At 30.8% G+C, this 12,506-nt stretch carries 11 protein-coding genes; 8 read left to right on the forward strand and 3 right to left on the reverse strand.

The genetic code is table 11. The features are described 5' to 3' along the window. Window positions 1-6 precede the first annotated feature (6 nt). Window positions 7-1,539, forward strand: a complete 1,533-nt coding sequence (locus KA926_RS09270; protein ID WP_210144172.1) for an ATP-binding cassette domain-containing protein — start codon at window positions 7-9, stop codon at window positions 1,537-1,539. Window positions 1,540-1,548: 9 nt separating this feature from the next. Continuing rightward, window positions 1,549-2,409, forward strand: coding sequence for a hypothetical protein (locus KA926_RS09275; RefSeq protein ID WP_064264301.1), 861 nt, complete (start codon window positions 1,549-1,551; stop codon window positions 2,407-2,409). A gap of 91 nt (window positions 2,410-2,500) precedes the next feature. Here the strand turns inward: KA926_RS09275 and KA926_RS09280 are convergent, their stop codons facing one another. Continuing rightward, window positions 2,501-3,478 carry a metal-dependent hydrolase gene (locus KA926_RS09280; protein ID WP_107384527.1) on the reverse strand — a complete coding sequence of 326 codons (978 nt, stop codon included), beginning with the start codon at window positions 3,476-3,478 and terminating at the stop codon, window positions 2,501-2,503. Between the two features lie 123 nt (window positions 3,479-3,601). Between KA926_RS09280 and mutY the strand changes: the two genes are divergently transcribed. The 3 genes from mutY (at window position 3,602) to KA926_RS09295 (ending at window position 7,190) form a co-directional block, all read left to right on the forward strand. Continuing rightward, the gene (mutY, locus tag KA926_RS09285; protein ID WP_107384526.1) at window positions 3,602-4,648 is read left to right on the forward strand and encodes an A/G-specific adenine glycosylase; all 1,047 of its coding nucleotides are present in this window, start codon (window positions 3,602-3,604) and stop codon (window positions 4,646-4,648) included. 66 nt (window positions 4,649-4,714) lie between these two features. Next, a complete protein-coding gene (ntdP, locus tag KA926_RS09290) occupies window positions 4,715-5,257 on the forward strand; it encodes a nucleoside tri-diphosphate phosphatase (protein WP_019469633.1) in 543 nt (180 codons plus the stop codon). Window positions 5,258-5,453: 196 nt separating this feature from the next. After that, a complete protein-coding gene (locus tag KA926_RS09295; protein WP_064264307.1) occupies window positions 5,454-7,190 on the forward strand; it encodes an ABC transporter ATP-binding protein in 1,737 nt (578 codons plus the stop codon). Between the two features lie 133 nt (window positions 7,191-7,323). Here the strand turns inward: KA926_RS09295 and KA926_RS09300 are convergent, their stop codons facing one another. Continuing rightward, window positions 7,324-8,418 (reverse strand): FUSC family protein, encoded by a 1,095-nt coding sequence (locus tag KA926_RS09300; protein WP_064264309.1) that lies wholly within the window; start codon window positions 8,416-8,418, stop codon window positions 7,324-7,326. Between the two features lie 75 nt (window positions 8,419-8,493). Continuing rightward, complete coding sequence (locus tag KA926_RS09305) at window positions 8,494-9,783, reverse strand: glutamate-1-semialdehyde 2,1-aminomutase (protein ID WP_210144174.1); 1,290 nt, start codon at window positions 9,781-9,783, stop codon at window positions 8,494-8,496. 81 nt (window positions 9,784-9,864) lie between these two features. Here KA926_RS09305 and KA926_RS09310 point away from each other — a divergent pair, with 81 nt between their 5' ends. The 3 genes from KA926_RS09310 to perR all read left to right on the forward strand — a co-directional run bounded on the left by KA926_RS09310 (window position 9,865) and on the right by perR (window position 11,833). Beyond that, window positions 9,865-10,320, forward strand: coding sequence for a peroxiredoxin (locus KA926_RS09310; protein WP_064264313.1), 456 nt, complete (start codon window positions 9,865-9,867; stop codon window positions 10,318-10,320). Window positions 10,321-10,326: 6 nt separating this feature from the next. Beyond that, on the forward strand, window positions 10,327-11,277 hold the full coding sequence (locus tag KA926_RS09315; RefSeq protein ID WP_107386635.1) for an NAD(P)-dependent oxidoreductase: 951 nt from the start codon (window positions 10,327-10,329) through the stop codon (window positions 11,275-11,277). A gap of 94 nt (window positions 11,278-11,371) precedes the next feature. Beyond that, window positions 11,372-11,833, forward strand: coding sequence for a peroxide-responsive transcriptional repressor PerR (gene perR, locus KA926_RS09320; protein WP_019469639.1), 462 nt, complete (start codon window positions 11,372-11,374; stop codon window positions 11,831-11,833). Window positions 11,834-12,506: the final 673 nt, after the last annotated feature.

Consider the following 12,506-nt stretch of genomic DNA (forward strand, 5'->3'; position numbering starts at 1 on the left):
GATAGCATGGGTAGTTCAATTATTTTAAAGTTACTTAATGTAACACATTACTATAGAAATAAAAAATCAAAAAAGTGGTATCAACCTTTTGGTTATGGTGCAGATAACATAGAGTTAAATAATATTAACCTACATATCTATCAAGGTGAATCACTTGGAATTATCGGTGAACCTGAGTCTTCAAAATCTCTTGTAGGTCGGATATTAAGTGGTGAAATCAAACCTGATAAGGGTAGAATTGTGCGTAAAACAGATTTGTTTTATGCAGATATAGACGATAAATATTCACAAAATATATCAGTTAATGATTACATATCAAATGCAGTTACGCTATTCCCATACAAAGTAAATACGCATAAAGTCGAACAAATCTTAAAATATGCACATGTCGAAGAACAAAGTGATACACCTATATGTGAATTATCAGATGAAACATATGCACGTATACTTTTTTCACTTGCCAGAACATCTAAAGCAAGTATTATCATTTTTAATAAAATACTGCAAAATTTAACAGATGAATATTTTGAAAAAGCAATTGAACTATCAGACGAATACATAAATAATAATTTAACTGTTGTTATGATAGATGACAATGTTGAAAGAGTTAGTAAAGCAAGTAATTATATAGCATGGGTTTCGCATGGCCAACTTAGAATGGAAGGTTCTATTAACCAAGTCATTCCTGTCTTTAATGATCATGAGAAAGATAGAGTATCTTTAGAAAGTAAAGAAGAAAAACAAAACTTTGATTTGGATTGGAAAAAGAGCAGAGCACGTACGCCAGAATTAACATATAATTTCAAACGTATTGAAAGGTATAATCACGTCAAACCCCCGATTGTATTAGTCAGGTTCTGGACATTTATTACTATTTGTATCTTAGGGATGGTTTTAACAGCGGTACTAATGTTTAATGATATTGGAAAAATTGAAATTGGACAAAACGAGGACCAGGCTTTTATTCAGAATCAACCAAAAAATCCTTATGAAGATAAACTATCATACGGAATTGTATTAGATGATTCAGTTAAATTAGATAATTTTAAGAATGGTAAAGATTTAAGTCCAAGCAAATATGCTTTGCTTACAATAACAGGTGAAAATACTAAAAATTATCGCGTTAGTGTCGATAATCAGTCTTATAAAGTTGGTAAAAAAGATATACGTTATTTTGATCCAGCTGGTTTATTTGAAGAACATAGTGGTGATACACTCGCGCCATTTATGAGTAAAAATTACAGTAATTATTACGAATTTTTTAATAGTCACTTACATAAAAAACATGGTACTGTGACTGATTCGCTAGTTCCAGAAGAAGGGAAAAATGATCGTTTTATTGTTCCTATCGTTCAACAACCGATTGCTATGATATTTAATGATCAAAATAAACTCTCTGGATTTACAATTCCGATGAAAGATAAAGCGAAGTTAAAAGATAAATTTAATATTGATAATAACTTCTGGATTACTAAATCAGGTGATGGTTATTTCATGGCAGATTTTAAAAATGATAAATGGATATATATTGAATTGTAGGTGTAGTAAATGATAGATAATCTAATTAATTTTTATAAGAATGCACCATTTTTAAGTAAACATTTGTATCATCGGTTAAAGGGGCAATGGAAATGGTTTGTTATACCATTTATTAGTAGCATCCTATTATTATGTTTGTTAATGTTTATATTTAATGTGAATGGTACAGAAGAAATAAAACAAGCACGTGGCTATTTTAGGTTAGCAGCATTAATAAGTTTTTCATTTATTTGGGTAGCTATTTATCAAAGTTACCAATTGTTTAAAAAAGAGTATTTTACTGCGAAAGTTTTTAATTTAAATCCCATTTTCCAAACTATTATGATAGCTATTATTTCTAATTTATTGATGTTTATTGCATTAATGATGATTATCATAATGACACCAGTTAACATAGAAAGTTCTATCCCATCGACAATATATTTTGTCGTTATGTCAATTATTTTTGTTGTAACTATCTCTACGGTATTTGGTTTACTGACTATTACCAAAAATAATGTAAATATCATATTTTATATATTATCAGTAATCATGTTCTTTATCGTACCGATTGTGTTTATCCCGTCCAGTAATTCAACTGTAATTTCACATATTTTAATGTTAAATCCGTTGTTTTATCTCATAGAGGGAATTTCACAGTCAGTTGTTTTAGGCGCATTAAGTTTAAATAATATACCGTACCATTTATATTTTATATTTTTAATGGCTACAGTTTGTGCAGTTATATTTGCTATGTATCGAATGACTGCGTATCAAAAATTCAGATTTAGAAATGGCCAAGTAGAAAAAACGTCTGATACTAAATTAAAAAACGAGACAAATCATAACGAAAACGTAACTGCTCAAGATACAAACACAAATCATAAATAGTGATATTATATTTTAATTATGTATCTTCAATATAATATTAAAGGCTGAGACACAATCATGTGTCCCAGCCTTTGTTATTATCAATAAAATATCATTTAGCAAATAATTTTCTTTGTAGTTTATCTTCACTAAACACCCAACCAATATAAGAATGATCAATATTCATAAACTCATCTAAATGTGCGATTGCTACAAATGAATAGTGTCCATTCTTGAGATAGCGTAAATCAATCAATCTAATTTCTGTCGTATCATCATCTAATTTTCTAGCTTGCCAACGATAAATAGATGAGAAGTTAAGGAAAGTTTTAATATTTTTATCATCTTCAACAAACTGCATTAAATCATTACTAGGAAAAGAATGACGTTCTGATTTATCACTGAAAACGATGTTTCTACCATAACTTCGTCCAACATAATCGTGATTTTCTGTTTGAATAGCTACGCGCCATTCCATAAATCGTATGGTAGGCGCAACAAAAACTTTAACAGGATTATGTTCTTGCTTTATCTGTTTAAGCGCTTGTTGTTTAATGATGGCTTGCATTCTAAAACGAATAATATAATAAACAACAAGAATAGCAAAAATAGGAAAGAATGAAATGTAAGGATGTAAGCCCAATATCCAAAGTATAATGCCGACACACCAAAGGATGAATATGATTGGATCAAACGTATTGATTACACTGAGTTGAATCCATTTATTAGTGATGGGTCTGAGCGCCTGAGTTCCATAAGAATTAAATATATCTACAAAGACATGAAGAAAAACTGCAAGCTGAGCCCATAACCAGATATGGCTAGCATCAATATTTTTGAAAAATGTAAAAATAAATAAAGTTATAAGTAATGGCCACAAAATCGTAAAAGGTATTGAATGTGTTATACCTCTATGATTTGATATATAAGTAGCATTATCTTTAAGTTTTAAAACTGTATCACCATCTGGTATCAGTGAACCAATGATTAGAGTAGTTGCTGTTGCTGCAAATGAGCCAGTCATTGCAGGATCTTGTGTTGCCAAAGCGGTTAATCCAATACCCATGACAATATGCGTACCTGTATCCATAAGTATCCTCTCATTTCATTTCAATATTATTTCTATTATAATCTAATATACTAAATAATAAAATTAACATACTAAAATGAAGAAAAAAAGTTTTAGAATCACATAGAGAAAGAGATGTATAACATGTATAATGAATCGCAATTTAAAAATAATCTCGTAAAATGGTTTGAGAAAAATCAGAGACAAATGCCTTGGAGAGAAACTAAAAATCCATACTATATTTGGTTGAGTGAAGTAATGTTACAACAAACCCAAGTGAAGACAGTTATCGATTATTATCATAAATTTGTAAATAGGTTTCCAACAATAACGGATTTAAGTAATGCACATGAAGATGAAGTGCTTAAATATTGGGAAGGGCTTGGTTATTATAGTCGTGCACGTAACTTTCATACTGCGATAAAAGATGTAGCAATGAATTATAATGGTGAAGTCCCCAATGACCCTGAGCGCTTTGGAGAACTTAAAGGTGTGGGTCCATATACGCAAGCAGCAGTCATGAGTATTGCTTTCAATCTTCCGTTAGCAACAGTAGATGGTAACGTGTTTAGAGTTTGGTCAAGATTAAACAATGATCATCGTGATACCAAATTACAAACCACAAGAAAAGCATTTGAAAAAGAATTGGAAATTTATGTACAAGAAGATTCAGGTACTTTTAATCAAGCTATGATGGAACTAGGTGCATTAATTTGTACACCTAAAAACGCGTTATGTATGTTTTGTCCTGTCCAAGAACATTGTGAAGCTTTTGAACAAGGAACAGTTGAACAGTTACCTGTAAAAACTACGAAAGTGAAGAAAAAACATATCAAACAAAATGTATATATCGTGAGTAACGAAAATGGCGATTTATTAATTGAAAAAAGAACTCAAAAACTTTTGAATAATATGTGGGAATTTCCTATGTATGAAGCGGAAAGTAATGAAAATATTAATACACAGTTATCTACAGAAATTCAATTTCAAACTAAACCTGTTTATTCATTAAAACATCAATTCACACATTTAACTTGGGATATTGATGTGTATTTATCTCAAAGTTACGTTAGACAACAAGATATTACATTAACCGACAACATGGTGTGGATGCGTGTTAATGATAAAGATGAATATAACTTCCCAGTAAGTATGTCAAAAATATATAATTTTTTGCTAACAAATATTTAAGGTCGTTCTGTCATCGTTAATTATGTTATAATTCAATATGTGAAATCAGAAAAGGTGGTGTGGAGCATGGTTAAAGAGTCCATACCTAAAGAGGGTCAGACGATAAAAATTCAAAGTTATAAACACGATGGAAATATACACCGTGTTTGGTCTGAAACAACTATTTTAAAAGGTACGGATCATGTTGTCATTGGTGGTAATGACCATACATTGGTAACAGAAAGTGATAATCGCACATGGATTACAAGAGAACCTGCAATTGTATACTTCCATTCCGAATATTGGTTTAATGTTATTTGTATGTTTAGAGAAGATGGTGTTTATTATTATTGTAATTTATCTTCACCATTTGTATGTGATGAGGAAGCTCTAAAATATATAGATTACGATTTAGATATTAAAGTTTATCCCAATGGTAAATATCATTTATTAGATGAGGACGAATATGAGCAACATATGCGCCAAATGAATTATTCATCTGATATTGATGTGATTTTACGAAGAAATGTAGATATTCTTCAACAATGGATTGAACAGAAAAAAGGTCCATTTGCACCAGACTTTATTAAAGTTTGGCGTGAAAGATTCAAAAAAATTAGAGATTATTAAGCATATTTAATGTATTTGATAGTTATATTCGATATAGTTATGTAGGTATATATGATACAAGTTAATTGTATAGAATAAAAATTCATAGCAAATGCTTAACTAAATCATCTGATTGTAGATAATTGTATTAACAGCCTCGTTGAATTTCAGCGAAGGCTGTTTCATTTGCTGAAATAAGCAAGGAGGTATAGTTTGTATGATTCGCAGATATATACAATTCGTAAAACCATATAAATGGCGGATCATTGCCACAATTCTTGTAGGTATATTAAAATTTGGTATTCCAATGCTGATTCCGTTATTAATTAAATACGTTATTGATGACATTATCAATAATGGTGCAATTTCGGTAGAAGAAAAATTTACTAGATTGGGAATTGCGTTAGGAATAGCCTTATTTATTTTTGTAATCGTAAGACCACCTATAGAATTTTTAAGACAATATTTAGCTCAGTGGACAAGTAATAAAATATTATATGATATTCGTAAACGTCTATATAATCATTTACAAGCACTAAGTGCAAGATTTTATGCTAATAACCAAGCTGGGCAAGTTATTTCAAGAGTAATTAATGATGTTGAACAGACAAAAGATTTCATTTTAACAGGACTTATGAATATTTGGCTTGATTGCATAACAATTATCATAGCCTTATCAATTATGTTTGTATTAGATGTGAAATTAACACTGGCTGCAATTATTGTATTCCCAGTTTATATTCTGACTGTCTATTTCTTCTTTGGACGTTTAAGAAATTTAACACGAAAAAGATCACAAGCTTTGGCTGAAGTTCAAGGTTTTTTACATGAACGAGTACAGGGCATGTCAGTCATTAAAAGTTTTGCGATAGAAGATAACGAAGCGGTTAACTTTGATAAGCATAATAGTAATTTCTTACAACGCGCATTTACACATACAAGATGGAATGCTTATTCGTTTTCTGCAATTAATACAGTGACGGATTTAGGCCCTTTAATTGTAATAGGTTCTGGTGCAGTATTAGCTATCAACGGTTCCATTACAGTAGGTACACTCGCTGCATTCGTGGGTTATCTTGAGCAATTATTTGGTCCATTACGTAGATTGGTTTCTTCATTTACTACGTTAACTCAAAGTTTTGCTTCAATGGACCGTGTGTTCCAGCTAATGGATGAAGGTTATGATATTAAAAATAAAAAAGGTGCCTTACCGTTAGAAATTAAAGAAGGACGTATTGAAATAAATAATGTGAGTTTTCAATATAATGCAGATGAATCTACGATATTAAACCATATTAATTTGGATATCGAACAAGGAGAAACAGTAGCATTTGTCGGTATGAGTGGTGGAGGTAAATCGACACTTATCAATCTTATACCAAGATTTTATGATGTTACAGATGGCGAAATCAAAATTGATGGTACCAATATAAAATCCTATTTAACGGGTAGTCTCAGACATCAAATCGGATTAGTCCAACAAGATAACGTACTATTCTCAGATACAATTAAAGAAAATATTTTATTAGGTAGACCCGATGCAACAGATGAAGAAGTCATTGCAGCTGCAAAAATGGCAAACGCACATGATTTCATTATGGAATTAACAGATGGATATGATACAGAAGTGGGTGAAAGAGGCGTCAAACTTTCTGGAGGTCAGAAACAACGCATATCTATCGCGCGGATTTTCTTAAATAATCCACCGATAATTATACTAGATGAAGCAACAAGTGCATTAGATTTAGAAAGTGAATCTATAATTCAGGATGCATTAAATATTTTAAGTAAAGATCGTACAACGTTAATTGTGGCACATAGATTATCTACAATTACTCATGCAGATAAAATTGTTGTTATAGAAAATGGTGAGGTAGTAGAAAGCGGAACACATCAAGAATTACTAGCGAAAAAAGGTGCTTATGAACATCTTTATAGCATTCAAAATCTATAAAAGCGATTTGCTGAATTTTGATTGTTTAAGTGCAGTTAATGTGTAAGAATAATTTTAAATTGAATAAAAGATCTAAAAAGACCAGAGACATTTTATATTGTCTCTGGTCTTTTTAGTTCAAATATTGATGGTTTTATAAATCAAAATCTTCTTCTTCAATTTCGATTTCACTATCATTAGAGTGATATGAGAAGAAACTGATAACTAAGCGATCCAAATGTTCTATAGTATAACGATATTCTTCAATAGCTGAAATAATCTGCATTATATTTGTAAACGAATATGTTGTTTGGTATGGATCTTTAATGATTTCTCGTTGAAAAGCATCCATTAAATCCTTTTTTTGTGGGTTTTCAATCTGACTATCAAAATGACTTATATCATATCGCGCTTTTTTTGAAATACTGATGAAAATTTGTTCGTGATAAGCAATGAGCAAATCTATTTCTAATTTTATTTGAAGTAACAACTCATTATTTAAATTATGAAGATCGTTTTGATAACGATTCATTCGTTTTAAAACATCGTATGCTTGCCGTGTACTACGCACGACTTGTTTAAATAGAATTTTTTTTCTATTTTGTGCATAAATTTGTTTTTTTGTCCAAGGTCGTTCTTCCTCATAGTATTCAAATATTTGCTCTAATTTCGTAATTCGTTTGCTTATTAGTCCTCTATCTTCTTTTATATGATGATATTCAGATGTATCATTTAACACAAGTTTGAACCATACAAAGATATCTGAACAAATGTTTAATGAATTATAATAAATTTTAGACTCGAATTTAGGGGGTAAGAATAAAAGATTAACTGCAGAAGAACTAATTACACCTACCATAACAAGGACAAATCTGTAAAATGCAGAAATATAAAAGTTACCAGTATGTGTTCCCATAATAATTAATGCAGTTATACTTGCAAGTGTAGCTACATGCTCCAAGTTAAAACGGAATAAAATAGCAATTAATAATATAACAGTAACCCCCATGATCACTGGATTATTACCAAAAACAGTAACCATAACTACTGCGAGTATAGCACCGATCAGGTTACCAATTGCTCTTTCAGAAATTGTTTTAATGGAACGAAAAACACTTGGTTGCATCGCGATTACCGCACTGACAGCAGCGATTGCCTTTAATCCTGCTTCATCAGGGAACAGAGAAGCGATAAACAAAGCAAGTATAATAGCTATACCTGTCTTCAGAATGCGTGCTCCTAATTTCAAATGTACCGCTCCTTCATATATTTAATAAAATTATGTTTATACTTGTTATACAACGATTCCCTATAAAATTCAAGTTTATTTCATTTGACTAAAAGCGTAATCTACAGCTTCTAATGTTTTATCAATATCATCTTTAGTATGTTCAGTTGTTAAAAACCAAGCTTCAAATTTTGAAGGAGCAAGATTAATGCCTTGATGTAACATGAGTTTAAAGAATTGTGCAAAAGCATCACTATCTGAATTTTCAACTTGATCATAATGTGTGACAATTTCATTTGTAAAATAAAGTGTTAATGCACCATAAACTCTATTGACTGTAGCAGTTATATTATGTTTTTGAATTAATTTATTCAAACCATCTTCTAATTGTTGACCTAGGCTATCTAAATGTTCGTAGATACCATCTTGTTCCAATACTTCTAATAATGCGATGCCTGCTTTCATAGATAATGGATTACCAGCCATCGTTCCAGCTTGATATGCAGGGCCTAGAGGAGCAACTTGTTCCATAATGCCTTGTTTGCCTCCATAACCACCAATAGGTAGCCCGCCACCTACTATTTTACCGAAAGCTGTTAAATCTGGATAAACTTGATATAAATCTTGGGTACCGCCAAAATGGAAACGAAATGCGGTAATAACCTCATCATAAATTACTAAACTTCCATTATTATGGGTAATTTCATTTACTTGTTCTAAAAATCCAGATTTAGGTTTGACCATACCAAAATTACCAACGATAGGTTCGACTAATACTGCTGCAATATCATCTCCCCAATAATCAATTGCTTCTTTATAAGACTCTATATCATTGTAAGGTACCGTGATGACTTCTTGAGCTACACTTTGAGGAACGCCGGCTGAGTCAGGTGACCCTAATTGAGAAGGACCACTCCCAGCTGCAACTAATACTAAATCTGAGTGACCGTGATATTGGCCAGAAAATTTAATTATCTTATTTCTTTTAGTATACGCACGTGCCACTCGTATTGTTGTCATTACGGCTTCTGTTCCAGAGTTAACGAAGCGAATCTTTTCTAATGAAGGGATAGCGCTACGTAATTTCTTAGCGAAATTTATTTCAAGTTCTGTTGGCGTTCCATATAATACGCCAAGTGCAGCTTGTTCTTGAATAGCTTTAGTTATATGAGGATGAGCATGACCAGTAATTATTGGGCCATAAGCTTGTAAATAATCGATATATTTATTACCATCTACATCAAATAAATAAGCACCTTCTCCTGATTTCATCATTACTGGAGCGCCACCACCTACAGCTTTATACGAACGAGAGGGTGAGTTAACGCCTCCCAATATATATTCATTTGAGTAATTTTGAAGTCTTTCACTTTCTGTAAATTTCATTAATATCAACCTCTTTTATTTAATATTTTCGTTTATTATCGTATCATATAATTATTAGTAAAAAGAAATAGGGTGAGTTATTTGTTGAAAAAAGGAGATCAATTTCCAGAATTTAAACTTGAAAACCAAAATGGTGATATTATTTCTAATGACACATTAAAAGGATATAAAGCAGTGCTCTATTTTTATCCAAGAGATAACACGCCAACATGCACAACAGAAGCCTGTGATTTTAGAGACAATTTATCATATTTTAATGAACTTAAAACAAAAGTTTACGGAATTAGCGGAGATACAAAGAAAAAACATCAAAACTTTAGCAATAAGCATAATTTAAATTTTGACTTATTGGTCGATGAAGATTATCAATTATCCACAGAAGTGGGTGTATACCAATTAAAGAAAAATTTTGGAAAAGAAACTATGGGAATCGTAAGAACTACGTTCGTTATAGATGAAGAGGGCATTATAATCGATGTCATAGAAAAAGTGAAAGTAAAATCACAAATGGACGAATTAAAAGCAATACTGGGGTGAGTAAAGATGAAGGCAGTCAGTTTAAAAAAAATGGGAGAGTTGGAAAATGATTTAGTTGAAGCTTTTCCAAACGTCAATTTTATATTTACACATGGTGTTTCTGAAATTAATGACCATGATAAAAAAGATTTAGATATACTGTTTGGATATGATGGTAAATTAGATGAAGACTTCTTGAAGGAATGTCCAAATTTAAAATGGTTGGCTTGGTATGCTACCGGTGTGAATAACCTTCCTTTAGATTATATCAATAATCATAATATATTGTTGACGAATGGCCGTGGTGTTCATGCAAAACAAATGTCTGAATTTATTATGGCTTTTATATTAGATGACTATAAGAAAATGAAAGTTTCATTTATTAATCAAACAAATAAAAATTATGACTCAAAGTTAACTGGTAACAGAGTGAGCGGTGAAAAGCTTTTATTTTTAGGAACAGGAAGCATAGCTCAAAAAACAGCAACTATTGCGAACGCGATGGACATGATTGTACAAGGTGTGAATACAACTGGTCACCCAGTAGATGGCTTCTCAAAAACCTATACTATTAATCATTTATCACAAGCATTGGAAGAAGCGGATATTGTTGTAAATACGTTACCTGAAACGCAACAAACGATACATTTACTTCAAAAAGAACATTTTGAAAAGATGAAAGACTCTGCTTTATTTATTAATGTAGGAAGAGGAACAATAGTTGAGGAAAATGTAATAGCAAATGTTATGAGAGAAAACATCATACGACAAGCTTATTTAGATGTGTTTGAAAATGAGCCACTTAAACCAAGTAATCAATTATATGATATAAATAACATTACAATTACAGCACATATCACAGGTAATGGTATAGAAAATAAACAAGAAGTAACTGAGATATTTAAACGCAATCTCAACCATTTTCTCAATAAGAATGCTTTAATTGAGAATGAAGTTGATCCAAAAACAGGATATTGATTGAAATGGTCTTTGTTTATTGACAATTCAATGATGCAACAGTTATATTAATATTAAGTAATAATAATTATTAAATAGAAAGATGGTGAGGGACATGAGTGCAGAGATGGAAACAGTTGAACATCAATTAGAAGATTCGATTGCGTCTTTAAGAGATAATGGGATAAGAATAACCCCACAAAGACAGGCGATATTGAAGTTTTTAATTGTCTCTGAAACACATCCCACTGCTGATGAGATTTATCAAGCACTTTCACCCGATTTTCCAAATATAAGTGTTGCAACGATATATAATAATTTACGTGTATTTAAAGGAATTGGCATCGTTAAAGAATTGCCTTATGGAGATGCTTCAAGTCGCTTCGATTTTAATACACATAATCATTACCATGTTATATGTGAAAATTGTGGAAAGATTGTAGATTTTCATTATCCACAACTAGATGAAGTTGAACAATTAGCTCAACACGTAACGAATTTTGATGTAACGCATCATCGTATGGAAATTTATGGTCTATGTAAAGAATGTAAAGATAAAGAAAAATTACAGCAGTAATTACAATTGAACAAATATAAAAGTTATTAAGATTCAAAGTGCCGCATTTATAATCATTTTATAAATGCGGCACTTTGTATTACTAAGAGATAAATATAGATTAATAAAAGTAAAAACACATAAGATGATATTTGTTTGCAATGTATAGAAGGAATAGACACAAAATACAAATATTATTATACGTTTTAACATATAAATACATATAATAAATAATTAGTTATTACAAAGGTAAAATTTAACTAAAAAGTTATTAGAATTGAATTGACGTGTGAGATTAATCTTGATATTATATAAAAGTCGTCAAAACAAGATGACTTAAAAAAACAAACCAACCAAAAATAATACAAAGTGTAAATTTGACACTTGTTAAAATTATTGAATGGTTATACAATATTAAATGTTGAGTTAACAAACGAAACAAACTTAATAATAACAAACAAAAATTTATTATTGACTTAACAAAAACTTAATGTTACAATTAATTCTTGTAACACATCAATGAACATTGAAAACTGAATTGCAATATGTCAACGTTAATTCCGATTTCAACATTAAATGTTGAATCAAAACAACGTGTTATTGATAACACAAATTAGTATTTTATGAGCTAATCAAACATCATATTTTTTATGGAGAGTTTGATCCTGGCTCAGGATGAACGCTGGCGGCGTGC

The sequence above is a fragment of the Staphylococcus sp. GDY8P94P genome (assembly GCF_017892255.1).
Classification (GTDB): Bacteria; Bacillota; Bacilli; order Staphylococcales; family Staphylococcaceae; genus Staphylococcus; species Staphylococcus cohnii.

Excerpts from the sequence above, each read along its gene's own strand:
- KA926_RS09270 (WP_210144172.1), top strand. The coding sequence starts at position 7 with ATGGGTAGTTCAATTATTTTAAAGTTACTTAATGTAACACATTACTAT.
- KA926_RS09275 (WP_064264301.1), top strand. The coding sequence starts at position 1,549 with ATGATAGATAATCTAATTAATTTTTATAAGAATGCACCATTTTTAAGT.
- KA926_RS09280 (WP_107384527.1), bottom strand. The coding sequence starts at position 3,478 with ATGGATACAGGTACGCATATTGTCATGGGTATTGGATTAACCGCTTTG.
- mutY (WP_107384526.1), top strand. The coding sequence starts at position 3,602 with ATGTATAATGAATCGCAATTTAAAAATAATCTCGTAAAATGGTTTGAG.
- ntdP (WP_019469633.1), top strand. The coding sequence starts at position 4,715 with ATGGTTAAAGAGTCCATACCTAAAGAGGGTCAGACGATAAAAATTCAA.
- KA926_RS09295 (WP_064264307.1), top strand. The coding sequence starts at position 5,454 with ATGATTCGCAGATATATACAATTCGTAAAACCATATAAATGGCGGATC.
- KA926_RS09305 (WP_210144174.1), bottom strand. The coding sequence starts at position 9,783 with ATGAAATTTACAGAAAGTGAAAGACTTCAAAATTACTCAAATGAATAT.
- KA926_RS09315 (WP_107386635.1), top strand. The coding sequence starts at position 10,327 with ATGAAGGCAGTCAGTTTAAAAAAAATGGGAGAGTTGGAAAATGATTTA.
- perR (WP_019469639.1), top strand. The coding sequence starts at position 11,372 with ATGAGTGCAGAGATGGAAACAGTTGAACATCAATTAGAAGATTCGATT.